Raw genomic sequence first — 21,280 nt, 5'->3', positions numbered from 1 at the left:
CCGGCATAGGAGATCTTGGCGGCGACGTAGTTCAGCCCCCAGGAAAAGGTCAACCCGACCATGATGGAAGCAGCCGCCAGATCGACCGCATCGCGGCGATCCAATGCCGAGGCGACGGCCAATGTCAGTCCTCCGCGCTGGCGTCGTCGAAGCCGATCAGGTTCCAGCTCTGGCGCATATGCGGCGGCATCGGCGCGGTGACGTCGATGACGCCCTTGTCCGGGTGCGGAATGACGATGCGGCGCGCATGCAGATGCAGGCGGTTCTGAATGCCGCCCGGAAAGTCCCAGTTGGTGTCGGCCTCGAAATATTTGGGGTCGCCAAGGATCGGGCAGCCGATATAGGCGGCATGAACGCGCAGCTGGTGGGTGCGGCCAGTGTACGGCTCCATTTCCAGCCAGGTCATCGTCTGGGCCGCCTGCTCGATGATGCGATAGTAGGACACGGCGTGGTCGGCGCCCTTTTCGCCATGGGCTGCCACGCGCACGCGGTCGCCGTCCTCGGTCGGCTCCTTGATCAGCCAGGTCGAGATCTTGTCCTCACGCTTGGGCGGGACGCCCTTGACCAGCGCCCAATAGGTCTTCTTGGTCTCGCGCGCCCGGAATGACTCGGAAAGCTTCATCGCCGCAAGCCTGGTGCGGGCAACCACCAGCACGCCCGACGTGTCGCGGTCGAGCCGGTGCACCAGGCGCGGCTTCTCGCCCTTCTGGCTGCGCCAGGCCTCCAGCATGTCGTCGACATTGCGGGTGACGCCCGAGCCGCCTTGCACCGCCAGGCCCGCCGGCTTGTTGAAGACGAAGACTTTTGGATCTTCGTGGATCAGCATCTTGGCCAGCACATCGGCGTCGCCCTGGTTGCGGATCGAGTAACCCGTAAGCGCACTCTCGCCCTTCTTGTCGACCTCGAGCGGCGGCACACGCACCACCTGGCCGGGCTCGACACGGCTGTCGGCCTTGACCCGGCTGCCATCGACGCGGATCTGGCCCGAGCGCAGCAACTTCTGCAGATGGCCAAAGCCGAGGCCGGGGAAATGGGTCTTGAACCAGCGATCGAGCCGCATGCCCGCCTCGCCGGCCTCCACCGTGATCTGTTCTACGCCTGCCATGATTTTCGCTTTATCCGTTTCTAACGCGTGACCCCGAAATCTACTCCGGCTTTCGGAAAGGATCATGCGCAAGATCAAAGTTTCTGCAGCGCGTCCAGAGGATGCGGCGTGCTCCAGGTCGGGGCAATAACACTATGAAACGGTTCTTGCGAGCCAAAGTCCCAGAAACAGGGCGATAATGGCGCCAACGACGCTGGCCAGCGCATATCCCAACGCCGGCAGCGTCGCTCCGCGCTCCCATAGGGTCGCGAAATCGAGCGAAAAGGCGGAGAAGGTGGTGAAGCCGCCAAGGATGCCGGTGGCGACGAACAGCCGGAGCTCATTGGAACCGCCGCGCCGCATCAGCGCGGCGATGAACAGCCCCATGGCAAAGGAGCCGACGATGTTGATCACCATCGTCCCCCAGGGGTAGTTGGGGCCGACGAGGCGCAAGGCGCCGATGTTGGTCAGGTGGCGGATGCCGGCGCCGATGCCGCCGCCGACCACAACAAGAAGCAGATTGAACATGCCCGTTTACTGCCCGGCCAAGGCAGTGCGGTCAATCCCTTCAGGCCAACGCCTCAGGTCGTCTCGACCTTCTTTGCCTTGCTCGAGCCGATCATCTTCCAGTTCTTGTAGAACATGGAATTGACGCGCTCGACGGTGACCGAAACGATGGCGAGAAGTCCGGCGATGAAGCCGGGGAACGGCGACGGGCGGATTATGTCCATGAACACGCAGTAGCGGCGTCCGTCATACTCGTTGACCGAGCGGTGCAGCAGCGTGTCGTCGAATATATAGAGCGGGTTGTCGTGCCAGTAATTCCTGGCGCCGTTGCATTCGACGAAAACCTCTGCCTTCACCGGCAAGAGATTGTAGAGGATGCGCAGGCTGAGCCGGAGCGGTCCGAAATGCCAGGAAGTCGATTCCTTGCCTCTGAAGACAGACACGGCAATGGTCTTGATGTATTTGAAATCCTTGTTGAATTCCGCGACATTGTCGATCCGGTGCTTGCCGTACCACTGATAGACATACATGCCGCGACGACCGGTGCCGAAATTGGCGTCGATATCGGCGATGATCTCGTCCTTGCGCGCCTTGAAGACGTCAAGAACCTCGTTGACCTCGCGCTGATAATCGGCGGGAAACTGCTCCAGCTTCCACACGCCCGGGTTCCTGTAGCAAACGAGGTCCACCAGCAGATTGAAGGGCGACAGCAGCCAGGTGAAGATGCCATTGCCGAGGAAATAGCCGCGCAACAGCGACAGATCCTTGTTGGCGTTGCGCAGCACATCGATCAGGCCGCAGACGATCCAGATCGTGGTCAGGATCGGAATGAAATAGAAGCCGAGCGCGAGCAGCGGGACAGCAATCACAGCCTGGCGAAGCGTTTTGCGAAGGGATTTTGTCATTTTCTGTTCGCGCGGCGCGCTGTCCCCGTTCCGAATTATCGCCCGTCCTGGCAGCCTCCCGGCCGAGTCATGCGACGTGATAGGGCTTTTTGTCATGCGGTACAATCACACTGCTGTGACTGGCGGGGACAGAATTTCAGTTCATCGCGGGCAGGCCGAGTTCGTCACGTTTGTCCCGCGCACCTATTTTTCCCGCTCGCTGCGCAGCTTTGCCCAATAGTCCAGCCGTTTCTTGATATCGCGCTCGAAACCGCGTTCGGGCGGATCGTAAAAGGTCTGCCGGCCCATCTTTTCGGGGAAATAGTCCTGGCCGGAAAAGGCATCGGGCTGGTCGTGATCGTAGCGGTAGCCGGCGCCGTAATCCTCCTCTTTCATCAGCTTGGTCGGCGCGTTGAGGATGTGCTTGGGCGGCAGCAGCGAACCGAACTCCTTCGCCGCCCGCGTGGCTGCCTTGAAGGCGTTATAGACGGCGTTGGATTTGGGCGCGGTGGCGAGATAGACGGTGGCCTCGGCGAAGGCCAGTTCGCCTTCGGGCGAGCCGAGATAGTCGTAGGCGTCCTTGGCGGCGTTGGCGATAACCAGCGCCTGCGGGTCGGCCAGCCCGATATCCTCCATCGCCATGCGCACCAGCCGGCGGCCGAGATAGAGCGGATCCTCGCCGGCGTCGAACATGCGGGCAAGATAATAAAGCGCCGCGTCCGGGTCGGACCCACGCACCGATTTGTGCAGCGCCGAGATCAGATTGTAGTGACCGTCCTGGCCCTTGTCATAGATCGGCGCGCGGCGCTGGACGATGCGCTGCAGCCCTTCGGGATCGAAAACCTCGCCGGGTTTGGCGGCGCGCCAGACTTCCTCGGCCAGCGTCAGCGAGGCCCGGCCGTCACCATCGCTCATGCGGATGAGCATCGCCCGCGCCTGTTCGTCGAGCGGCAGCGCCCTGCCCTCCGTCTCCTCCGCGCGCGTCATCAGCTTGGCGATGCTCTCCTCGCCCAGCGAGTGAAACACCAGTACCCGCGCGCGCGACAAAAGCGCGGCGTTCAGCTCGAAGGACGGATTTTCGGTCGTGGCGCCAACCAGCACGACGGTGCCGTCCTCCATGACCGGGAGAAACGAATCCTGCTGGGCGCGGTTGAAGCGATGGATCTCGTCGACGAACAGCAGCGTCTGGCGGCCATTGGTGCGACGCAGCTTTGCCGCCTCGAACACTTTCTTCAAATCGGCAACGCCGGAAAACACCGCTGAGATCTGCTCGAAGGCAAGGCTGGTCTCGCCGGCCAGCAGCCGCGCCACGGTGGTCTTGCCGGTGCCGGGTGGCCCCCAGAAAATCATCGAGCCGAGCGAACCGGAGTTGATGAGCCGCGTCAGTGCGCCGTCGGGGCCGGTCAGATGCTCCTGGCCGACGACCTCGCCAAGGTTTTTCGGGCGGAGCCGATCGGCCAAAGGCCGGCCGGGCGGCGCTCTTTCCGGTTCATCGACGCTGAACAGATCGGCCATCTAGGTCTTCTGGTTGGAGCACGATCCTCAGAAATGGGAAGATCGCCTCAGTAACGCAACACCTGGCGCAGTATCTGCCCGCCGCGCTCGACGGTAAAGCGCCACCAGCGTGTATCCTGCTGGGCAAGCTGCGCCAGTGTCGCCGCCGTATCGACCGTCGTGCCGTTCACCTCGCGCACGATGTCGCCCGGCTGGAAGCCGAAATCGGCGGCCGGCGAATCGCGGTTGATGTCGACCACGGTGACCCCCTTGAGGTCGGTGCGCAGGCCGAGCCGCTGGGCGAGCCTGGGCGACAGTTCCGCGACCTTGGCGCCGGAGAACGGGCTGCGGCCATGCAGGGTCACTTCCGACGCCTTGGCGCCTTCCGGCGCGCGCTCCAGTGCAATCTCCATCGTCGCCTGCTGGCCCTTGCTCAGGATGGCGAAGGTCGCCTTGGTGCCGATCGACAGGGTCGCCATGCGGTAATCCAGCGCCTCGATGCCTTCGACCGTCGTGCCATTGAGCTGCAGCACGACATCGCCGGGCTTCAGCCCTGCCTTGGCCGCCGGTCCGGCTTCCTCAACCGACGACACCAGCGCGCCGGTCGGCTTCTCCATGCCAAGCGATTCGGCGATCTGAGGTGTGACCGCTTCGAACTCGGCGCCTATATAGGGCCGCTCGAAGAAATCGAGCCCGGCCTTGGCCGCATCGGCGAAGGCACGCACCATGTTGGCCGGGATGGCAAAGCCGATGCCGATCGAGCCGCCGCTGCGGCTGTAGATGGCGGTGTTGATGCCGACCAGCTGGCCGCCCATGTTGATCAGCGCGCCGCCGGAATTGCCGGGATTGATGGCGGCGTCGGTCTGGATGAAATAGCCCGAATCCGAAACGCCGATATGGCTGCGGGCAAGCGCCGAAACGATGCCGCTGGTGGTGGTCTGGCCGACGCCGAACGGATTGCCGATGGCCAGCACCAGGTCGCCGACCTCGAGCGCGTCGGAATCGCCGATGGCGATCACCGGAAACGGCTTGTCGGAGGTGATCTTGAGCACGGCGAGGTCGAGCGTCTCGTCCTTGAGCATGACCTTCGAGGTGAATTCGCGCCCGTCGGCGGTCGCGACCTTGACCTCGTCGGCATCCTTGATCACGTGGAAATTGGTGACGACGACGCCGCTCGGGTCGACCAGCACACCCGAGCCGAGCGAGGATTGCGCGCGCGGCTGTGCGCGGCCAAAAAATTCCTCGAAGAACGGGTCGCCGTCAAAGGGCGACGTGACCTTGGCCGTCTGCGAAGCATAGACATTGACCACGGCCGGCGCCGTCTGCTTGACCAGGGGGGCAAACGACAGCTGCACCTCTTCGCGGCCGAACGGCACGCGCTTGTCGGGACCGGAGGTGCCGTTCTCGCCCTCGACGCCATGCAAGAGGTCGGTCAGCACATCGGAGAGCCCCGGATCGGCTGGCTTGGCGGCGTCCTCGGCCAGGGCGTCTTTCACGGCCGGTGCCGCGGCAAAGGCGGCCAGCGCGCAAAGGGCAACAAGAAACAGCCGTTTGAAGTGCATTCCGAATCCTCCAGGTCGGGCGCCATTGTCCCGACGATTGTGCAAAATGAAAGGCTAAGCCCCTGAAATCTGATTATTCTGGCCCGCAAAGCAGCTATAGGTCGGCTTGAAACTGAAAACCTGCGTCGACCTTCATGAAAAAACAACTCCTGTCATTCCGTGACTTTTTGAAGACCGGCACTTTTGGGCCTGTTTTCCCTTCTCTGAAAATGATCGACATCGCCAGTATGCTAGGTCCGCCTGACGGCTGGATCACGGAACATGCAGAGACGATTCCGGTCTATTGGACTTTCGGAAAGCTCGAAATTTCCTTTGATGAAGAAGCACCTCATTGGATGAACTGGTTTCAGATCGAAGAAGCGGGCTATCTCGAAGGTGATTTTGAGGTTCTCACCGATCGCCTTGTGCTCTCATTGGATGGGTTCAGTGGAGAGACGACACCTTCGGAATTCTTGACTGCCGGCCTTTGGGCTCCAGAAGAGGCAGCGGTGTTCTACGCCGCCTTGAGCGACGAAATATTGCTGAACATCTGCGCGGGTCCCGTTCAGATTCATTTCCGAGTCGATACAGACTTCATCGAAGATGGGGACGCCCAAAAATACCTGACCAATTCCACCGTGTCGCGAGTGGTCAGCGATATAGATTCCCGCGCCACCCTCGACAGTATCTATTCCTATCCCCAACCGGCGTTCGAAGAGATTCCCGGCGCCTTCAATTGGAATCTGCTTAGCGGTCGCGACTACCTGATGCTTACTCGCTAAATGTAAGACACGCTAAACGTAGGACGCTGGTAACAAAAAGGGGCCCGAAGGCCCCTTGAAGTCATTCCTGAAAAACCGAGCCTTATGCGGCAGCGGCTTCCTCGTCGGTGCCTTCGGCCTCGATGCGGGCGCGGTCGCCGGCGCCCTTGGCCGAGGTGTCGCGATCGACGAACTCGATGACTGCCATGGCGGCATTGTCGCCGTGGCGGAAGCCGGCCTTCATGATGCGCAGATAGCCGCCATTGCGGGTGGCGTAGCGCGGCGCGATGGTGTCGAACAGACGCTTGACGACGCCTTCATTGCCGATCTGGGCAATGACCTGGCGGCGCGCATGCAGGTCGCCGCGCTTGCCGAGCGTCACCAGCTTCTCGACGATCGGACGCAAATCCTTCGCCTTCGGCAGGGTGGTGACGATCTGTTCGTGCTCGAGCAGCGACACGGCGAGGTTGGCGAACATCGACTTGCGATGGCTAATGCTTCGGGCGAAGCGGCGGCCTTTAAAACCGTGGCGCATGGCTCTTTTCCTTCTTCAGTTGTTCAAGAGGCCGTGGCCTCTGATGGTTTTCCGCATGACCGTCGGATCGAGCGGCCCACGCCGCCGATCCTTGGAAATTCATGCTCAATATTGGTCTTCGTAACGCTTGGCGAGGTCTTCGATGTTTTCCGGCGGCCAGTCCGGCACTTCCATGCCGAGGTGCAGGCCCATCGCCGCGAGCACTTCCTTGATCTCGTTCAGCGACTTGCGGCCGAAGTTCGGGGTGCGCAGCATCTCGGCTTCGGTTTTCTGGATAAGATCGCCGATGTAGACGATGTTGTCGTTCTTCAGGCAGTTGGCCGAACGCACCGAAAGCTCGAGTTCGTCCACCTTCTTGAGCAGCGCCGGGTTGAAGGCGAGCTCGGTGACGGCCTCGGTGGCGACTTCCTTCTGCGGCTCGTCGAAATTGACGAACAGGCCAAGCTGGTCCTGCAGGATGCGGGCAGCGAAAGCCACCGCGTCCTCGCCCGAGATCGAACCGTCGGTCTCGATAGTCATGGTCAGCTTGTCGTAGTCGAGAACCTGGCCCTCGCGGGTGTTCTCGACCTTGTAAGAGACCTTCTTGACCGGCGAATACAGGCTGTCGACCGGGATCAGGCCGATCGGCGCGTCTTCGGCGCGGTTGCGGTCGGCCGGCACGTAACCCTTGCCGGTGTCGACGGTGAATTCCATGCGGATTTCAGCGCCCTCGTCCAGCGTGCAGATGACGTGGTCGGGGTTGAGGATCTCGACGTCGCCAACCGTCTGGATGTCGCCAGCCAGAACCGCACCCGGGCCCTGCTTGCGAACGACCATGCGCTTGGGACCATCGCCTTCCATGCGGATGGCGATTTCCTTGATGTTGAGGACGATGTCGGTCACGTCCTCACGCACGCCGGCAATCGACGAGAATTCATGCAGAACGCCGTCGATCTGCACGGCGGTGACAGCCGCACCGCGCAGCGAAGACAAAAGCACGCGGCGCAGCGCGTTGCCGAGCGTCAGGCCGAAGCCACGCTCGAGCGGCTCGGCGACCAGCGTGGTCAGCGTCTTCTTCTTCGACGAGAACTCGATCTTGTTCGGCTTGATCAGTTCCTGCCAATTTTTCTGGATCATGATGCTTTCCTTCCGTTGACCCGCCACCATCCAATCGTGGCGGGCGACCTGGAGTGCCGTGGAGGAGCGCCTTGAGGCGCTCACGCGGCGTTCGGTAATGTCTTAGACGCGGCGCTTCTTGCGCGGGCGGCAGCCATTGTGCGGGATCGGCGTCACATCACGGATCGAGGTGATGGTGAAGCCGGCCGCCTGCAGGGCGCGAAGCGCCGATTCACGACCGGAGCCGGGTCCGCAGACCTCGACTTCGAGCATGCGCATGCCGTGTTCCTGGGCCTTCTTGGCGACGTCTTCGGCAGCCATCTGGGCGGCGAACGGGGTCGACTTGCGCGAACCCTTGAAGCCCTGGGCACCGGCCGACGACCAGGCAATGGAATTGCCCTGCGCGTCGGTGATGGTGATCATCGTGTTGTTGAAGGTCGAATTGACGTGGGCAACGCCCGACGAGATGTTCTTGCGTTCGCGACGGCGAACACGAGCGGCTTCCTTGGCCATGATAGTCCTTTCAGTTGATCTCTACACCGCCGTAATGCCAGCGGCTCCACCTTTGAAAGCGAGTAGTGAGCAGGGACCAGCGAATAGGGACCCCTACTCGCTAATGGCTACTCGCTATTCGCTCACTTACTTCTTCTTGCCGGCGATCGACTTGGCCGGGCCCTTGCGGGTGCGTGCATTGGTGTGCGTGCGCTGGCCGCGAACCGGCAGCGAACGGCGGTGACGCAGACCGCGGTAGCAGCCAAGGTCCATGAGACGCTTGATGTTCATCGACACTTCGCGGCGCAGGTCGCCTTCGACCTGGTAGTCGCGGTCGATGGTCTCGCGGATCTGCAGCACTTCCGCGTCGGTCAGCTGGTTGACGCGGCGCTCGGCCGGGATGCCGACCTTGTCGACGATCTCCTGGGCGAACTTCTTGCCAATGCCGTGAATGTACTGAAGCGCAATGACGACGCGCTTGTTGGTAGGAATGTTGACGCCGGCTATACGAGCCATATTCTTCTCTGCTCCATATGGGACCGGCCGGCCTTCAAAACAAGGCATGCGCGGCGCTGTTCAAATTACCCCGCGTCCGGTGGAGGCCGGCCCTTGCGGGAGTTCCCTGGTTTCAATGCGGCTGCCTTGCCCTTGCGGACAAGCAAGCCTCATGCCTGATAGGAAGACGGGCCGCCATAACCCAGCGAACCGTTCCAGTCAAGCGCAATCTTTACTTTACCGTAACGGTCTCCCGCGTCACCGCCGCGAGCAGCGCTTCAATCTCCGCCGTCACGGTGTCGACAGGGGCCATGCCGTCGACACTCCTAAGCGAGCGTTTGGCGTAATAATAGCCGATCAGCGGCGCCGTCTTCTTGTAATATTCCCGCAGGCGCTCTTCGAACACCACCGGATTGTCGTCCTTGCGCACCGGCTGTCCGGCGGCCTTGGCGTCGTCGGCGCGCTTGACGATGCGGCCGACCAACGCTTTGTCGTCGACGACGAACTCGATCACGGCATCGAGGCCAATGGCGCGCTCGGCGAGCATCGATTCAACCGCATCAGCCTGCACCAGCGTGCGCGGATATCCGTCGAGGATGAAACCGTTGGTGCAATCGGGCTGGTCGATGCGCTCGGCCACGATGGCGTTGACAATGGCGTCGGAAACCAGCTCGCCGGCATCCATCACCGCCTTGGCGCGCTTGCCGACTTCAGTGCCGGCCTGTACGGCGGCCCGCAGCATGTCGCCCGTCGACAGCTGCGGTATGCCGTATTTTTCTACCAGTCTTTGTGCTTGCGTCCCCTTGCCCGCTCCTGGCGGCCCAAGCAATATCAATCTCATCTGGCCTTCTTCCCCCCGCGCAGCTTCGACTTCTTGATCAGGCCCTCATACTGGTGCGCGATCAGGTGACCCTGGATCTGCGCCACCGTATCGAGGGTTACACTGACCACGATCAGAAGCGATGTGCCACCGAGGTAGAATGGTACGCCCGTCGCCGAAATCAGGAACTCGGGCAGCAGGCACACCAGCACCAGATAGATGGCGCCGACGACGGTGATGCGCGTCAGGACATAGTCGATGTAATCGGCAGTGCGCTCACCCGGACGGTAGCCCGGAATGAAGCCGGAATGCTTCTTGAGCTGGTCGGCGGTGTCCTTCGGATTGAACACGATGGCCGTGTAGAAGAAGGCGAAGAACACGATCATTGCCGCATAGAACAGCATGTAGAGCGGCTGGCCGTGGCCGAGCGAAGCGAGCACGGTGCTTGCCCAGGCCGGCAGGTTTGTCGTCTGCGAGAAGCCGGCGACCGTTGCCGGCAGCAAAAGCAGCGACGACGCGAAGATCGGCGGAATGACGCCCGACGTGTTGAGCTTCAGCGGCAGATGCGAGGTATCGCCCTGGAACATGCGGTTGCCGACCTGGCGCTTCGGATACTGGATCAGCAGGCGGCGCTGCGCGCGCTCGAAGAACACGATCAGCGCGATGACGATTATGGCCAGCACGATGATCGCGAGTATCAGCCCGGTCGATAGAGCGCCGGTGCGGCCGAGCTCCAGCGTGCCGGAGATGGCGCGCGGCAGGCCGGCGACGATGCCGGAGAAAATGATCAGCGAAATGCCGTTGCCGATGCCGCGGGCGGTGATCTGCTCGCCCAGCCACATCAGGAACATGGTGCCGCCAACCAGCGTGACGACGGTCGAGATGCGGAAGAACATGCCGGGATCGTTGACGATGCCGTTGCCTCCTTCCAGGCCCACCGAAATGCCGTAGGCCTGCACCAGCGCCAGGAGTACCGTGCCGTAGCGCGTGTACTGGTTGATGACCTTGCGGCCCTGCTCTCCTTCCTTTTTCAGCGCTTCCAGCGACGGAATGACCGAGGTCATCAGCTGCATGATGATGGAGGCTGAGATGTAAGGCATGATGCCGAGCGCGAAGATCGCCATGCGCTGCACGGCGCCGCCGGCGAACATGTTGAACATGCCGAGCACGCCCTTGGCCTGCGAAGAGAAGGCCTGCGCGAATGCATCCGGATTGATGCCGGGCAGCGGGATATAGGTGCCGAGGCGATAGACGAGCAGCGCGCCGACGGTGAACCAGATTCGCTTCTTCAGGTCCTCCGCCTTGGCGAAAGCCGCAAAATTCAGATTCGAGGCTAGTTGTTCAGCAGCCGAAGCCATGCCTGATTCTCCGCTAGAGCATGATGCCGAAAAGTGTGAAGCGGTTTTCGGACAACGTCATACGCTACTTCTTTGATTTGTACGTCACGCTCGATGCCCGCAGCTCAGGCGGCGCGTGGCACCGAAGCTCACGAGATAAGCTCCGGGCTCTAAACATGCAAGCGGCCGCGTTGACGCGGCCGCCTAATTGATCGGATCAAAGCGCAATCGTGAACAAAAACGGATACCGTTCCTGCCGACCGCGCTTCAAATTGCTGTTACTCCGCTGCCGCTTCCGGCAGCTTGACCGAACCGCCGGCCTTTTCGATCTTCTCGATCGCGGCCTTGGAGGCGCCGGCGACGTCGAAGGCAAGCTTTGCCTTGAGCTCGCCGTCCGAGAGGATGCGCACGCCGTCCTTGACGCGGCGGATGACGCCGGCGGCAACGAGTGCCTCGGCCGTCACGGTCGCCTTGGCGTCGAGCTTCTTGGCATCGAGCGCCGTCTGGATACGAGCCAGCGACACGACGACAAAGCTCTTGGCGAAGATGTTATTGAAGCCACGCTTCGGCAGGCGCCGATAGAGCGGCATCTGGCCGCCCTCGAAGCCGTTGATGGCAACGCCGGAGCGCGCCTTCTGGCCCTTGACGCCGCGACCGCCGGTCTTGCCCGAGCCGGAGCCTATGCCACGGCCGAGACGCTTCTTGGAGTGCGTCGCGCCGTCCTTGTCACGCAGATCGTTGAGTTTCATCTGGGTTCTCCTGCGCTTTTGCTCAGCCCTCGTCCACGACGCGGACGAGATGCTGGACGGCAGCGATCATGCCGCGCACCGAGGGAGTGTCCTCCAGCGTGCGCTGCTTGTGCATCTTGTTGAGGCCGAGGCCGACCAGCGTTGCGCGCTGTTCCTTCGGGCGGCGGATCGGCGAACCGATCTGCTCAACGGTGATGGTCTTGGTTGCTTTCTTGGCCATGGTCAAAATCCCTGGTCAGATCGACTATTCTTCAGCCGCAACGGCGGTGCCGCGGCGGGCCTGAAGGGTCGAATATTTGATGCCGCGCGCAGCAGCCACATCCTTGGGATGCATCTGGCTCTTCAGCGCGTCGAATGTGGCACGAACCATGTTGTAGGGGTTCGACGAACCCATCGACTTGGCGACCACGTCATGCATGCCGAGCGTCTCGAAGACAGCGCGCATCGGGCCGCCGGCGATGATGCCGGTACCCTGCTTGGCAGCGCGCAGCAGCACGCGTCCGGCGCCCCAGCGTCCTTCGACGTCGTGGTGCAGCGTGCGGCCCGAGCGCAGCGGCACGAAAATCATGTCGCGCTTGGCCGACTCGGTTGCCTTGCGGATCGCTTCCGGCACTTCGCGCGCCTTGCCGTGACCGAAGCCGACACGGCCCTTCTGGTCGCCGACGACGACGAGTGCTGCAAAACCGAAGCGACGGCCGCCCTTGACGACCTTGGCGACGCGGTTGATGTGGACGAGCTTGTCCACCATGCCGTCATCGCGTTCTTCACGATCGCGGCCGCGGCCGCCATCCCTACGTTCCTGTGCCATATCCTGTTCCTTGTTCTTTTCCGGAAGCACGGTTGCTGATAAGATCCGGTGCGCCTCTTTGGGTCACCGGGGGCGAATTATTTTTCCTTGCATGATCTTGACCGAAAAGTCTGCAACTTTTTGCTGCGCTGACCTTCGGTTCGGGATCAGGCAATTAGAAGCTCAGACCGCCTTCACGGGCAGCCTCGGCCAGCGCCTTGACGCGGCCGTGATAGATATAGGCGCCGCGGTCGAAGACGACTTCCTTAACGCCGGCCTTCGAAGCGCGCTCGGCGATCAGCTTGCCAACAGCGGCTGCTGCCTCGGTGTCGGCGCCGGTCTTGAGCGAACCCTTGAGGTCCTTCTCGAGTGTCGATGCAGCCGCGATGGTATGGCCCTTGGCGTCGTCGATGACCTGCACGTAGATGTTCTTCGACGTGCGGTGAACCGAGAGACGCGGACGTTCGCCGGCGACCTTTTTGATCTGGCGGCGGACGCGCTGCGCGCGGCGCTGGATGGATTCCTTGGTAGCCATGATAGTCTTCCTTGCCTTCAAAAAACGGGGGCCGCCATGTGCGGTAGGCGAAAGCGCCTCCCGCGACTGCTCCCCGCGGCGTTGCACTTCTTTGGCCTGGCCTTTTCCGAAGAGTCTGCAACTTTTCGGGGCCAGGCCTACTACTTCTTCTTGCCTTCCTTGCGGACGATCTTCTCGCCGGCATAGCGGACACCCTTGCCCTTGTAGGGCTCGGGACCGCGATACTCGCGGATCTCGGCTGCAACCTGGCCGACCTGCTGCTTGTCGATGCCGGTCACGGTGATTTCCGTCGGCTTCGGCACAGTGATCGTGATGCCGGCCGGCGTCTCGTAAACGACGTCGTGGCTGAAGCCAAGCGCCAGCTGCAGGTTCTTGCCCTGGAGTGCCGCGCGATAGCCGACGCCGGTAATCTCGAGCTTCTTCTCGAAACCGTCCTTGACGCCCTGCAGGATGTTGACGATCTGCGTGCGCGACATGCCCCACTTGGAGCGGGCGGCCTTGGTCTGGTCGCGCGGCTGGACAGCGATTTCGCTGCCTTCCATCTTGACCAGCACTTCGTCGTTCACCACGAACTTCAGCTCGCCCTTGGGGCCCTTCGCCGTCACGGTCTGGCCGTTGACGGTCGCGGTCACGCCCTGCGGCAGCGAAACGGGTTTCTTTCCAATACGAGACATTTGGTTGTCCTCGTCACTTCTCTTGTTTCAGGTCTGCCGAATTAGAAAATCTGGCAGAGGATTTCGCCGCCGACATTCTGTTCGCGTGCTTCGTGATCGGCCATCACGCCCTTCGGCGTCGAAAGGATGGCGATGCCGAGGCCGTTGGCGACGTGCGGGATCGACTTGGCCGAGACGTAAACGCGGCGGCCAGGCTTCGAGACGCGGGCGATTTCGCGCACGACCGGAGCACCGTCGAAATACTTCAGCTCGATTTCGATTTCGGACTTGCCGTTGTCGAAGTCGGTCTGGCTGTAGTCGCGGATATAGCCTTCAGCCTTCAGCACGTCGAGGACGCGGGTACGCAGGCGCGAGGCCGGCGTCGAAACGCTCGACTTCTTGCGGCCATACGCGTTGCGGATGCGGGTCAGCATATCGCCGAGAGGATCGCTCAATGACATGTTATGTCCTCCTTACCAGCTCGACTTGACCAGGCCCGGGATCTGGCCATTATTGCCGAGATCACGAAGCGCGATGCGCGATACTTTGAGCTTGCGATAATAGGCGCGCGGACGGCCGGTAACTTCGCAGCGGTTGCGGATGCGGATCTTGGCCGAGTTGCGCGGCAGGGCAGCAAGCTTCAGCTGAGCGCGGAAACGCTCTTCCATCGGCTTGGACTGGTCCATGATGATCGCCTTGAGCGCTGCGCGCTTGGGACCGTACTGGTCGGCAAGCTTGCGGCGCCTATTGTTCTTCTCGACTGAGCTGGTCTTTGCCATTTCAGATTTTTCCTTTTCTCGCTGCCGTTACTGGCGGAAGGGGAAGTTGAAGGCCTTGAGCAATGCCCTGGCTTCGTCGTCCGTCTTCGCAGTCGTACAAACGATGACGTCCATGCCCCAGATCTGATCAACCTTGTCGTAGTTGATCTCCGGGAACACGATGTGTTCCTTGATGCCCATGGCGTAGTTGCCACGGCCATCGAAGCTCTTCGGATTCAGTCCGCGAAAGTCGCGGACGCGCGGCAGTGCGATGTTCACGAGACGGTCGAGGAACTCGTACATGCGTTCCTTGCGCAGCGTGACCTTGGCGCCGATCGGCATCTTCTCGCGGACCTTGAAGCCGGCGATCGAATTACGGGCGCGGGTGACGACGGCCTTCTGGCCGGCGATCATCGCCAGGTCTTCGGCCGCGATCGAAGGCTTCTTCGAATCCGCCGTCGCTTCGCCGACGCCCATGTTCAGCACGATCTTGTCGATGCGCGGAACCTGCATCTCGTTCTCGTAGCCGAACTGCTCCTGCAGCGCCTTGCGGATGGTCTCGTTGTAGACCTGCTTGAGGCGCGGCGTGTTCTGGGCCTTGGACTGTTTGCTTTCAGCCTTGGGCTTCGTGGTTTGAGCCTTAGCCATTGATGACTTCTCCCGAGCGCTTGGCGACGCGCACCTTCTTGCCGTCCTTCTGGAAGATGAAGCCGACGCGGGTCGGCTTACCATCCTTGGGGTCGGCCAGCGCGATGTTCGACAGCTGGATCGGCGCTTCCTTGGTGATGATCCCGCCCTCTTGGGACTGGGACTGCTTCTGGTGACGACGGATCATGTTGACGCCGCGCACCAGCGCGGTGTCTTCCTTCGGCTGAACCGAGAGGACTTCGCCCGAACGGCCCTTGTCCTTGCCGGCCAGCACGACGACCTTGTCGCCTTTTCTAATCTTTTGCATTGGTCCGGCTCCTTACAGCACTTCAGGCGCGAGCGAGATGATCTTCATGTGGTTCTTGGCGCGGAGTTCGCGCGGAACCGGTCCGAAGATACGCGTGCCGATCGGCTCTTTCTTGTTGTCGACGAGAACGGCCGCGTTCTTGTCGAAACGGATCACGCTGCCGTCCGGGCGGCGGATGTCCTTGGCCGTGCGAACCACGACCGCCTTCATCACATCGCCCTTCTTAACGCGGCCGCGCGGAATGGCTTCCTTGATCGACACCACGATGATGTCGCCTACGGAAGCGTATTTCCGCTTCGAGCCGCCCAGCACCTTGATGCACATGACACGACGGGCGCCGGAATTATCCGCGACGTCGAGGTTTGTTTGCATCTGAATCATGACTGGCCGCCTTCTTCTCTTCTAACGGGACGGGCTCAAAGCCCCTCCCCGGTCTGTCCAAAATTCGGTTTGTTACGCCTGGTCCGAAGACACGACGATCCAGCGCTTGTCCTTGGAAATCGGCTTCGATTCCTGGATGAACACCTGATCGCCGACCTTGTGGGCGTTGTTCTCGTCGTGCGCCTTGTACTTCTTGGTCATGCGCACGGTCTTCTTCATCACGGGATGCGTGAAGCGCCGTTCGACCTTGACGACTACCGTCTTCTCGTTCTTGTCGCTGACGACAGTGCCCTGCAGAATGCGCTTTGGCATGATTTTCGTCCTTAAGCCTTCTTGGCCGCGGACTTTTCCGCAGCGATGGTCTTGATACGCGCAATGTCTTTGCGAACCTGCCGCACGCGCGCGGTCTTCTCGAGCTGGCCGGTGGCCTTCTGGAAGCGCAGGTTGAACTGCTCCTTCTTCAGGCTGGCCAGATCGTCGGTCAGCTGGTCCTGGGTCTTCGTCCGGATGTCTTCGGCTTTCATGATCAGCCCGTCCTTATTCTGCGATGCGCTGTACGAAGCGCGTCCTGACCGAGAGCTTGGCCGCGCCGAGACGCAGCGCCTCACGGGCGGTTTCTTCGTTGACGCCGTCGATCTCGAACATGATGCGGCCCGGCTTGACGCGCGCCGCCCAGTAATCGACAGCGCCCTTGCCCTTGCCCATGCGCACTTCGGTCGGCTTCGACGTCACCGGCACATCAGGGAAAATACGGATCCACACGCGGCCGGCACGCTTCATCTCACGAGTGATCGCGCGGCGGGCCGCCTCGATCTCACGCGCGGTGACGCGGTTCGGCTCAAGCGCCTTCAGCCCGAAACCACCGAAATCCAGGTTGGTGCCGCCCTTTGCGGTACCATGGATACGGCCCTTGAACTGCTTGCGGAACTTTGTGCGCTTTGGCTGCAGCATCGTTCTAACTCCAAATTCCTAAATAATCAGGCGTTTTCGCGACGACGACCGCGTTCGCGATCACCACCACCGCCATGCGCAGCATCACCCTCGGTCGCGCGACGCTCCGAAGCCATCGGATCGTGCTCGAGGATTTCGCCCTTGAACACCCAGACCTTGACGCCGCAGATGCCGTAAGCCGTGTGCGCTTCGGCCGTGCCATAGTCGACATCGGCGCGCAGCGTATGCAGCGGCACGCGGCCCTCGCGGTACCATTCCATGCGCGCAATCTCGGCGCCGCCGAGACGGCCGGCGCAGTTGATGCGGATGCCTTCGGCGCCCAGGCGCATGGCCGACTGAACGGCGCGCTTCATGGCGCGGCGGAACGCGATACGACGCTCGAGCTGCTGGGCGATCGACTGGGCGACCAGGGTCGCGTCGATTTCCGGCTTGCGCACTTCAACGATGTTCAAGTGCGTCTCGGACTTCGTCATCTCCATCAGCTTCTTGCGAAGCTTTTCGATGTCGGCGCCCTTCTTGCCGATGATCAGGCCCGGGCGGGCCGCATGGATGGTGACGCGGCACTTCTTGTGCGGGCGCTCGATCACGACCTTCGAAATCGCAGCCTGCTTGAGTTCCTTTTCAAGATATTTGCGGATCTTGATGTCCTCATGCAGCAGTTTGCCGTACTCGCCGGTGTTCGCGAACCAGCGCGAATCCCAGGTACGGTTGATGCCGAGGCGCAGACCGATCGGATTGACTTTCTGGCCCATTATGCGGCCTCCCCTTTTTCTTCGACTTCACGAACGACGATCGTGAGGTGCGAGAACGGCTTTTCGATACGGCTGGCGCGACCGCGGCCACGAGCATGGAACCGCTTCATGACGATCGACTTGCCGACATAGGCTTCCGCCACGATCAGCGCATCGACGTCGAGGTCGTGGTTGTTTTCCGCGTTGGCGATCGCCGATTCCAGCGTCTTCTTGACCGTGCCGGAAATCCGCTTGGCCGAGAATTCGAGATCGGAAAGCGCTGTCGCGACCTTCTTGCCGCGGATCAGCGCGGCAACCAGGTTCAGCTTCTGCGGGCTGATACGGATCGTGCGCAGAACGGCGCGCGCTTCGTTGTCAGCAAGCCTGCGCGGAGCTTTGGCCTTGCCCATGATTATTTCCTCTTCGCCTTCTTATCCGCGCCGTGACCGTAATAGGTCCGGGTCGGAGCGAATTCACCGAACTTGTGACCGACCATGTCCTCGTTCACCGAGACCGGAACATGCTTCTGGCCGTTGTAGACACCGAAGGTGAAGCCGACGAACTGCGGCAGGATGGTGGAGCGACGGCTCCACATCTTGATCACCTCATTGCGACCACCTTCACGAACCTTGTCCACCTTCTTAAGAAGGTAGCCGTCGATGAAGGGGCCTTTCCAAATAGAACGAGTCACTTGGCGTTACCTCTTCTTAGCTCTTGCGCTGATGGCGCGAGCGCAGGATGAACTTGTCGGTCGCCTTGTTGGACCGCGTCTTCTTGCCCTTGGTCGGCTTGCCCCACGGGCTGACCGGATGACGGCCACCGGAGGTGCGGCCTTCACCACCGCCATGCGGATGGTCGACCGGATTCATGGTCACGCCGCGATTGTGCGGGCGCTTGCCGCGCCAGACCGTGCGGCCGGCCTTGCCGTCGTTGATGTTGCCGTGGTCGGGGTTCGACACGGCGCCGACGGTGGCCATGCAGGAGCCGTGAACGACACGCTGCTCGCCCGAATTGAGGCGCAGGATCGCCATGCCCTGGTCGCGACCAACCAGCTGTCCGTAGCCACCTGCCGAGCGGGCAACCTGGGCGCCCTTGCCCGGCTTCAGCTCGATGTTATGGACGATCGTGCCGACCGGCATCGAGGCCAGCGGCATCGCATTGCCTGGCTTCACGTCGACCGATTCACCGGCCACGATCTTGTCGCCGGCGGCAAGGCGCTGCGGAGCGATGATGTAGGACAGCTCGCCATCGTCATACTTGATCAGCGCGATGAAGGCGGTGCGGTTCGGATCGTATTCAATGCGCTCGACCGTGCCGACGACGTCGAACTTGCGGCGCTTGAAGTCGATGATGCGGTACGAACGCTTGTGACCGCCGCCGATGAAGCGGGCCGTGATGCGGCCGTGATTGTTGCGGCCGCCCGACTTGGTCAGGCCTTCGGTCAGGCCCTTGACGGGCTTGCCCTTGTAGAGGCCCGAGCGGTCGACGATGACCAGCTGGCGGGTGCTCGGCGTTACCGGGTTGAATTTTTTAAGTGCCATTGTCCTGTCCTCGCGGCCTAGCTCAGAGACCCGTCGCGACGTCGATCGACTGGCCGTCGGCCAGCGTCACGATCGCCTTCTTGACGTCGCTCTGGCGGCCGATCGTGCCGCGGAAGCGCTTGATCTTGCCCTTGCGGACAAGCGTGTTCACGGCCGTAACCTTGACGCCAAACAGCGCTTCGACAGCGGCCTTGATTTCCGGCTTCGACGCCTTCTTGGCGACGTTGAAAACAACCTGGTTGTTCTCGGAAGCCATGGTCGACTTTTCGGTGATCGCCGGCGAGACGATCACGTCGTAATGACGGAGGTCGGTCATTTAAAGCGCTCCTCGAGAGCCTCGACGGCGGCCTTCGAAAGGACCAGCGTGCCGCGGCGCAGAATGTCGTAGACGTTGATGCCCTGGATGGGCAGCACGTCGATGTTCGGGATGTTGGTCGCCGCCAGCTTGAAGTTCTGGTCTAGCTCGGCACCGCCAATCACCAAGGCGTTGGTCAGGCCTAGCGTCGCGAAATTCGCGATCAGCGCCTTCGTCTTGGCCTCGGTCAGCTTCAGCTCGTCGATGATGATGATCGACGCGCTCTTGGCCTTGGCCGAGAGAGCATGCCGCAAGCCCAGAGCGCGCACCTTCTTCGGCAGATCGTGCTCGTGGCTGCGAACGACCGGGCCGTGGGCCTTGCCGCCGCCGCGGAACTGCGGAGCGCGTGCCGAATGGTGACGGGCGCGGCCCGTACCCTTCTGCTTGTACATCTTGGCGCCGGTGCGCGCGATTTCGGCGCGGCCCTTGGCCTTGTGCGTGCCCTGCTGCCGTTTGGCCAGCTGCCAGCGCACGACGCGCTGCAGGATGTCCTCGCGCGGATCAAGGCCGAAAATCTCCTCGGAGAGTTTCACCTTGCCGGCGTCCTTGCCGCCAAGCGTTGTGATCTTGAGATCCATTATTCTGCTCCCTCTGCGGCCGGAGCCTCGTTCTTGGCGCCACTCTCGGCGGCAACGGCGCGGATCGCGGCAGGCTTCGGCGCGTTGACCGGCAGTGCCACCTTGGCCGCATCGCGGACCAGGATCCAGGCGCCCTTCGATCCGGGAACCGCACCGCGGATCAGGATCAGGCCGCGATCGGCGTCGGTCGAAACGATCTCGACATTCTGTGTGGTGACGCGGGTGTCGCCCATGTGGCCAGCCATATGCTTGCCCTTGAACACTTTGCCCGGGTCCTGACGCTGGCCGGTCGAACCGTGCGTACGGTGCGAAACCGAGTTACCGTGCGTCGCGCGGCCACCACCCATGTGATGGCGCTTGATGACGCCCTGGAAACCCTTGCCGATCGTCGTGCCCGTCACATCGACCTTCTGGCCGGCGACGAAGTGCTCGACGGTGATCTCGGCGCCGACATCGATCATGTTGTCGGCGGAGACGCGGAACTCAGCGACCTTCGCCTTCGGCTCGACGGAAGCGGTCGCGAAATGGCCGCGCATCGCCTTCGACGTGTTCTTCACCTTGGCAAGGCCAACGCCGAGCTGGACGGCGGTATAGCCGTTCTTCTCCTGCGTGCGCTGAGCCACGACCTGGCAGTTCTCCATCTGGAGAACGGTGACGGGAACATGTTCCCCGGCATCATTATAGATGCGGGTCATTCCCACCTTCTTTGCAATCACACCTGAACGCATCGGTTCAATTCCTTTAGAGTTCCGGGCCAGGGGCACCGCCCCTTACCGCGCTCTCATTCCCTTAGAGCTTGATCTCGACGTCGACACCGGCGGCCAGATCGAGCTTCATCAAAGCATCGACCGTCTGCGGGGTCGGATCGACGATGTCGAGCAGACGCTTGTGCGTGCGCATCTCGAACTGCTCGCGGCTCTTCTTGTCGACGTGAGGCGACCGGTTGACCGTGAACTTTTCGATCCGCGTCGGCAGCGGAATGGGGCCGCGGACGTTTGCTCCGGTGCGCTTGGCCGTCGACACGATTTCTTTCGTCGAGGCGTCGAGCACGCGGTGATCAAACGCCTTCAGGCGGATGCGGATATTCTGTCCGTTCATGCGTCACTTCCTTGTTCTGGCGCGGCGCGGGCAAATCCTGCGCCCGCGACAGATCGGTTTAAGTCCAAATTACTCTTTGATGGTGACGACGATGCCGGCACCGACGGTGCGGCCGCCTTCACGGATGGCGAAGCGCAGCTTCTCTTCCATGGCGATCGGCACG

34 protein-coding genes and 1 pseudogene are annotated in these 21,280 nt (G+C 61.8%); 1 reads left to right on the top strand and 34 read right to left on the bottom strand.

Annotation, left to right across the window (positions count from 1 at the left end; all coding sequences use genetic code 11):
• From NKH35_RS28160 to NKH35_RS28135, 6 genes and pseudogenes are all read right to left on the bottom strand, one after another.
• A pseudogene (locus tag NKH35_RS28160) lies at positions 1–122 on the bottom strand (EamA/RhaT family transporter); the annotation flags it as partial.
• Positions 123–124: 2 nt separating this feature from the next.
• Positions 125–1,105, bottom strand: a complete 981-nt coding sequence (locus NKH35_RS28155; protein ID WP_023691252.1) for an RluA family pseudouridine synthase — start codon at positions 1,103–1,105, stop codon at positions 125–127.
• Between the two features lie 132 nt (positions 1,106–1,237).
• Positions 1,238–1,612 (bottom strand): fluoride efflux transporter CrcB, encoded by a 375-nt coding sequence (crcB, locus tag NKH35_RS28150; RefSeq protein WP_023706517.1) that lies wholly within the window; start codon positions 1,610–1,612, stop codon positions 1,238–1,240.
• Positions 1,613–1,665: 53 nt separating this feature from the next.
• Positions 1,666–2,496: an aspartyl/asparaginyl beta-hydroxylase domain-containing protein gene (locus tag NKH35_RS28145; RefSeq protein WP_023726806.1), complete on the bottom strand. Its 831-nt coding sequence runs from the start codon at positions 2,494–2,496 to the stop codon at positions 1,666–1,668.
• Between the two features lie 183 nt (positions 2,497–2,679).
• Complete coding sequence (locus NKH35_RS28140; protein ID WP_023726807.1) at positions 2,680–3,990, bottom strand: replication-associated recombination protein A; 1,311 nt, start codon at positions 3,988–3,990, stop codon at positions 2,680–2,682.
• A 47-nt stretch (positions 3,991–4,037) separates the two neighbouring features.
• Positions 4,038–5,531 carry a DegQ family serine endoprotease gene (locus NKH35_RS28135; RefSeq protein ID WP_023736687.1) on the bottom strand — a complete coding sequence of 498 codons (1,494 nt, stop codon included), beginning with the start codon at positions 5,529–5,531 and terminating at the stop codon, positions 4,038–4,040.
• A gap of 134 nt (positions 5,532–5,665) precedes the next feature.
• Between NKH35_RS28135 and NKH35_RS28130 the strand changes: the two genes are divergently transcribed.
• Entirely contained in the window at positions 5,666–6,292 is a 627-nt protein-coding gene (locus tag NKH35_RS28130) for a hypothetical protein (protein WP_023832214.1), read from the top strand.
• A gap of 82 nt (positions 6,293–6,374) precedes the next feature.
• On the opposite strand, the gene rplQ is transcribed toward NKH35_RS28130, so the two are convergent.
• The 28 genes from rplQ to NKH35_RS27990 all read right to left on the bottom strand — a co-directional run.
• A complete protein-coding gene (gene rplQ, locus NKH35_RS28125) occupies positions 6,375–6,806 on the bottom strand; it encodes a 50S ribosomal protein L17 (RefSeq protein WP_023682598.1) in 432 nt (143 codons plus the stop codon).
• Positions 6,807–6,911: 105 nt separating this feature from the next.
• Complete coding sequence (locus tag NKH35_RS28120; RefSeq protein WP_023682599.1) at positions 6,912–7,922, bottom strand: DNA-directed RNA polymerase subunit alpha; 1,011 nt, start codon at positions 7,920–7,922, stop codon at positions 6,912–6,914.
• Positions 7,923–8,024: 102 nt separating this feature from the next.
• Positions 8,025–8,414 carry a 30S ribosomal protein S11 gene (gene rpsK, locus NKH35_RS28115; protein WP_006205444.1) on the bottom strand — a complete coding sequence of 130 codons (390 nt, stop codon included), beginning with the start codon at positions 8,412–8,414 and terminating at the stop codon, positions 8,025–8,027.
• Between the two features lie 126 nt (positions 8,415–8,540).
• Positions 8,541–8,909 carry a 30S ribosomal protein S13 gene (gene rpsM, locus NKH35_RS28110; protein WP_006205445.1) on the bottom strand — a complete coding sequence of 123 codons (369 nt, stop codon included), beginning with the start codon at positions 8,907–8,909 and terminating at the stop codon, positions 8,541–8,543.
• Between the two features lie 211 nt (positions 8,910–9,120).
• The gene (locus NKH35_RS28105; RefSeq protein ID WP_352520393.1) at positions 9,121–9,729 is read right to left on the bottom strand and encodes an adenylate kinase; all 609 of its coding nucleotides are present in this window, start codon (positions 9,727–9,729) and stop codon (positions 9,121–9,123) included.
• The gene (secY, locus tag NKH35_RS28100) at positions 9,726–11,066 is read right to left on the bottom strand and encodes a preprotein translocase subunit SecY (RefSeq protein WP_023672761.1); all 1,341 of its coding nucleotides are present in this window, start codon (positions 11,064–11,066) and stop codon (positions 9,726–9,728) included. The genes NKH35_RS28105 and secY overlap by 4 nt, the downstream gene beginning before the upstream one ends.
• 257 nt (positions 11,067–11,323) lie before the next feature.
• Positions 11,324–11,794: a 50S ribosomal protein L15 gene (gene rplO, locus NKH35_RS28095; RefSeq protein WP_023672760.1), complete on the bottom strand. Its 471-nt coding sequence runs from the start codon at positions 11,792–11,794 to the stop codon at positions 11,324–11,326.
• Positions 11,795–11,816: 22 nt separating this feature from the next.
• Positions 11,817–12,014 (bottom strand): 50S ribosomal protein L30, encoded by a 198-nt coding sequence (rpmD, locus tag NKH35_RS28090; RefSeq protein ID WP_006205449.1) that lies wholly within the window; start codon positions 12,012–12,014, stop codon positions 11,817–11,819.
• Positions 12,015–12,038: 24 nt separating this feature from the next.
• Complete coding sequence (gene rpsE, locus NKH35_RS28085) at positions 12,039–12,602, bottom strand: 30S ribosomal protein S5 (RefSeq protein WP_006333394.1); 564 nt, start codon at positions 12,600–12,602, stop codon at positions 12,039–12,041.
• 154 nt (positions 12,603–12,756) lie between these two features.
• Positions 12,757–13,116 (bottom strand): 50S ribosomal protein L18, encoded by a 360-nt coding sequence (gene rplR, locus NKH35_RS28080; RefSeq protein ID WP_023682602.1) that lies wholly within the window; start codon positions 13,114–13,116, stop codon positions 12,757–12,759.
• Between the two features lie 140 nt (positions 13,117–13,256).
• Positions 13,257–13,790: a 50S ribosomal protein L6 gene (gene rplF / locus NKH35_RS28075; protein WP_023688413.1), complete on the bottom strand. Its 534-nt coding sequence runs from the start codon at positions 13,788–13,790 to the stop codon at positions 13,257–13,259.
• Positions 13,791–13,831: 41 nt separating this feature from the next.
• Entirely contained in the window at positions 13,832–14,230 is a 399-nt protein-coding gene (gene rpsH / locus NKH35_RS28070; protein WP_006205453.1) for a 30S ribosomal protein S8, read from the bottom strand.
• 12 nt (positions 14,231–14,242) lie between these two features.
• Positions 14,243–14,548: a 30S ribosomal protein S14 gene (gene rpsN, locus NKH35_RS28065; RefSeq protein ID WP_010909282.1), complete on the bottom strand. Its 306-nt coding sequence runs from the start codon at positions 14,546–14,548 to the stop codon at positions 14,243–14,245.
• Between the two features lie 27 nt (positions 14,549–14,575).
• Positions 14,576–15,175 carry a 50S ribosomal protein L5 gene (rplE, locus tag NKH35_RS28060; protein WP_023672755.1) on the bottom strand — a complete coding sequence of 200 codons (600 nt, stop codon included), beginning with the start codon at positions 15,173–15,175 and terminating at the stop codon, positions 14,576–14,578.
• Complete coding sequence (gene rplX, locus NKH35_RS28055; protein WP_013531428.1) at positions 15,168–15,482, bottom strand: 50S ribosomal protein L24; 315 nt, start codon at positions 15,480–15,482, stop codon at positions 15,168–15,170. The genes rplE and rplX overlap by 8 nt, the downstream gene beginning before the upstream one ends.
• A 12-nt stretch (positions 15,483–15,494) precedes the next feature.
• A complete protein-coding gene (rplN, locus tag NKH35_RS28050) occupies positions 15,495–15,863 on the bottom strand; it encodes a 50S ribosomal protein L14 (protein ID WP_006205457.1) in 369 nt (122 codons plus the stop codon).
• Positions 15,864–15,935: 72 nt separating this feature from the next.
• The gene (gene rpsQ / locus NKH35_RS28045; RefSeq protein WP_010909280.1) at positions 15,936–16,175 is read right to left on the bottom strand and encodes a 30S ribosomal protein S17; all 240 of its coding nucleotides are present in this window, start codon (positions 16,173–16,175) and stop codon (positions 15,936–15,938) included.
• A gap of 11 nt (positions 16,176–16,186) precedes the next feature.
• Positions 16,187–16,387: a 50S ribosomal protein L29 gene (rpmC, locus tag NKH35_RS28040; protein WP_006205459.1), complete on the bottom strand. Its 201-nt coding sequence runs from the start codon at positions 16,385–16,387 to the stop codon at positions 16,187–16,189.
• Between the two features lie 13 nt (positions 16,388–16,400).
• Positions 16,401–16,814, bottom strand: coding sequence for a 50S ribosomal protein L16 (gene rplP / locus NKH35_RS28035; protein WP_006205460.1), 414 nt, complete (start codon positions 16,812–16,814; stop codon positions 16,401–16,403).
• Positions 16,815–16,840: 26 nt separating this feature from the next.
• Entirely contained in the window at positions 16,841–17,566 is a 726-nt protein-coding gene (gene rpsC, locus NKH35_RS28030) for a 30S ribosomal protein S3 (RefSeq protein ID WP_023672753.1), read from the bottom strand.
• A complete protein-coding gene (gene rplV / locus NKH35_RS28025) occupies positions 17,566–17,955 on the bottom strand; it encodes a 50S ribosomal protein L22 (RefSeq protein WP_006205462.1) in 390 nt (129 codons plus the stop codon). Before rplV ends, rpsC begins: the two co-directional genes overlap by 1 nt.
• A 2-nt stretch (positions 17,956–17,957) precedes the next feature.
• A complete protein-coding gene (gene rpsS / locus NKH35_RS28020) occupies positions 17,958–18,236 on the bottom strand; it encodes a 30S ribosomal protein S19 (RefSeq protein WP_006205463.1) in 279 nt (92 codons plus the stop codon).
• A gap of 16 nt (positions 18,237–18,252) precedes the next feature.
• The gene (gene rplB / locus NKH35_RS28015; protein WP_023706515.1) at positions 18,253–19,086 is read right to left on the bottom strand and encodes a 50S ribosomal protein L2; all 834 of its coding nucleotides are present in this window, start codon (positions 19,084–19,086) and stop codon (positions 18,253–18,255) included.
• 22 nt (positions 19,087–19,108) lie between these two features.
• Complete coding sequence (locus NKH35_RS28010) at positions 19,109–19,402, bottom strand: 50S ribosomal protein L23 (RefSeq protein WP_023672751.1); 294 nt, start codon at positions 19,400–19,402, stop codon at positions 19,109–19,111.
• The gene (gene rplD / locus NKH35_RS28005; protein WP_023672750.1) at positions 19,399–20,019 is read right to left on the bottom strand and encodes a 50S ribosomal protein L4; all 621 of its coding nucleotides are present in this window, start codon (positions 20,017–20,019) and stop codon (positions 19,399–19,401) included. The genes NKH35_RS28010 and rplD overlap by 4 nt, the downstream gene beginning before the upstream one ends.
• A complete protein-coding gene (rplC, locus tag NKH35_RS28000) occupies positions 20,019–20,747 on the bottom strand; it encodes a 50S ribosomal protein L3 (protein WP_352917074.1) in 729 nt (242 codons plus the stop codon). The genes rplD and rplC overlap by 1 nt, the downstream gene beginning before the upstream one ends.
• Before the next feature lie 61 nt (positions 20,748–20,808).
• On the bottom strand, positions 20,809–21,117 hold the full coding sequence (gene rpsJ, locus NKH35_RS27995; protein WP_010909272.1) for a 30S ribosomal protein S10: 309 nt from the start codon (positions 21,115–21,117) through the stop codon (positions 20,809–20,811).
• 69 nt (positions 21,118–21,186) lie between these two features.
• The coding region (locus tag NKH35_RS27990; RefSeq protein WP_476738618.1) for an EF-Tu C-terminal domain-related protein at positions 21,187–21,280 on the bottom strand (94 nt) is incomplete at its 5' end.

The sequence above is a fragment of the Mesorhizobium sp. M1143 genome, assembly GCF_040318435.1.
Classification (GTDB): Bacteria; Pseudomonadota; Alphaproteobacteria; order Rhizobiales; family Rhizobiaceae; genus Mesorhizobium.
This window is presented reverse-complemented; position numbering and strand designations above follow the sequence as displayed.

Coding starts and splice junctions, on each gene's coding strand:
- NKH35_RS28155 (WP_023691252.1), bottom strand. CDS start 1,105: ATGGCAGGCGTAGAACAGATCACGGTGGAGGCCGGCGAGGCGGGCATG.
- crcB (WP_023706517.1), bottom strand. CDS start 1,612: ATGTTCAATCTGCTTCTTGTTGTGGTCGGCGGCGGCATCGGCGCCGGC.
- NKH35_RS28145 (WP_023726806.1), bottom strand. CDS start 2,496: ATGACAAAATCCCTTCGCAAAACGCTTCGCCAGGCTGTGATTGCTGTC.
- NKH35_RS28140 (WP_023726807.1), bottom strand. CDS start 3,990: ATGGCCGATCTGTTCAGCGTCGATGAACCGGAAAGAGCGCCGCCCGGC.
- NKH35_RS28135 (WP_023736687.1), bottom strand. CDS start 5,531: ATGCACTTCAAACGGCTGTTTCTTGTTGCCCTTTGCGCGCTGGCCGCC.
- NKH35_RS28130 (WP_023832214.1), top strand. CDS start 5,666: ATGAAAAAACAACTCCTGTCATTCCGTGACTTTTTGAAGACCGGCACT.
- rplQ (WP_023682598.1), bottom strand. CDS start 6,806: ATGCGCCACGGTTTTAAAGGCCGCCGCTTCGCCCGAAGCATTAGCCAT.
- NKH35_RS28120 (WP_023682599.1), bottom strand. CDS start 7,922: ATGATCCAGAAAAATTGGCAGGAACTGATCAAGCCGAACAAGATCGAG.
- rpsK (WP_006205444.1), bottom strand. CDS start 8,414: ATGGCCAAGGAAGCCGCTCGTGTTCGCCGTCGCGAACGCAAGAACATC.
- rpsM (WP_006205445.1), bottom strand. CDS start 8,909: ATGGCTCGTATAGCCGGCGTCAACATTCCTACCAACAAGCGCGTCGTC.
- NKH35_RS28105 (WP_352520393.1), bottom strand. CDS start 9,729: ATGAGATTGATATTGCTTGGGCCGCCAGGAGCGGGCAAGGGGACGCAA.
- secY (WP_023672761.1), bottom strand. CDS start 11,066: ATGGCTTCGGCTGCTGAACAACTAGCCTCGAATCTGAATTTTGCGGCT.
- rplO (WP_023672760.1), bottom strand. CDS start 11,794: ATGAAACTCAACGATCTGCGTGACAAGGACGGCGCGACGCACTCCAAG.
- rpmD (WP_006205449.1), bottom strand. CDS start 12,014: ATGGCCAAGAAAGCAACCAAGACCATCACCGTTGAGCAGATCGGTTCG.
- rpsE (WP_006333394.1), bottom strand. CDS start 12,602: ATGGCACAGGAACGTAGGGATGGCGGCCGCGGCCGCGATCGTGAAGAA.
- rplR (WP_023682602.1), bottom strand. CDS start 13,116: ATGGCTACCAAGGAATCCATCCAGCGCCGCGCGCAGCGCGTCCGCCGC.
- rplF (WP_023688413.1), bottom strand. CDS start 13,790: ATGTCTCGTATTGGAAAGAAACCCGTTTCGCTGCCGCAGGGCGTGACC.
- rpsH (WP_006205453.1), bottom strand. CDS start 14,230: ATGTCATTGAGCGATCCTCTCGGCGATATGCTGACCCGCATCCGCAAC.
- rpsN (WP_010909282.1), bottom strand. CDS start 14,548: ATGGCAAAGACCAGCTCAGTCGAGAAGAACAATAGGCGCCGCAAGCTT.
- rplE (WP_023672755.1), bottom strand. CDS start 15,175: ATGGCTAAGGCTCAAACCACGAAGCCCAAGGCTGAAAGCAAACAGTCC.
- rplX (WP_013531428.1), bottom strand. CDS start 15,482: ATGCAAAAGATTAGAAAAGGCGACAAGGTCGTCGTGCTGGCCGGCAAG.
- rplN (WP_006205457.1), bottom strand. CDS start 15,863: ATGATTCAGATGCAAACAAACCTCGACGTCGCGGATAATTCCGGCGCC.
- rpsQ (WP_010909280.1), bottom strand. CDS start 16,175: ATGCCAAAGCGCATTCTGCAGGGCACTGTCGTCAGCGACAAGAACGAG.
- rpmC (WP_006205459.1), bottom strand. CDS start 16,387: ATGAAAGCCGAAGACATCCGGACGAAGACCCAGGACCAGCTGACCGAC.
- rplP (WP_006205460.1), bottom strand. CDS start 16,814: ATGCTGCAGCCAAAGCGCACAAAGTTCCGCAAGCAGTTCAAGGGCCGT.
- rpsC (WP_023672753.1), bottom strand. CDS start 17,566: ATGGGCCAGAAAGTCAATCCGATCGGTCTGCGCCTCGGCATCAACCGT.
- rplV (WP_006205462.1), bottom strand. CDS start 17,955: ATGGGCAAGGCCAAAGCTCCGCGCAGGCTTGCTGACAACGAAGCGCGC.
- rplB (WP_023706515.1), bottom strand. CDS start 19,086: ATGGCACTTAAAAAATTCAACCCGGTAACGCCGAGCACCCGCCAGCTG.
- NKH35_RS28010 (WP_023672751.1), bottom strand. CDS start 19,402: ATGACCGACCTCCGTCATTACGACGTGATCGTCTCGCCGGCGATCACC.
- rplD (WP_023672750.1), bottom strand. CDS start 20,019: ATGGATCTCAAGATCACAACGCTTGGCGGCAAGGACGCCGGCAAGGTG.
- rplC (WP_352917074.1), bottom strand. CDS start 20,747: ATGCGTTCAGGTGTGATTGCAAAGAAGGTGGGAATGACCCGCATCTAT.
- rpsJ (WP_010909272.1), bottom strand. CDS start 21,117: ATGAACGGACAGAATATCCGCATCCGCCTGAAGGCGTTTGATCACCGC.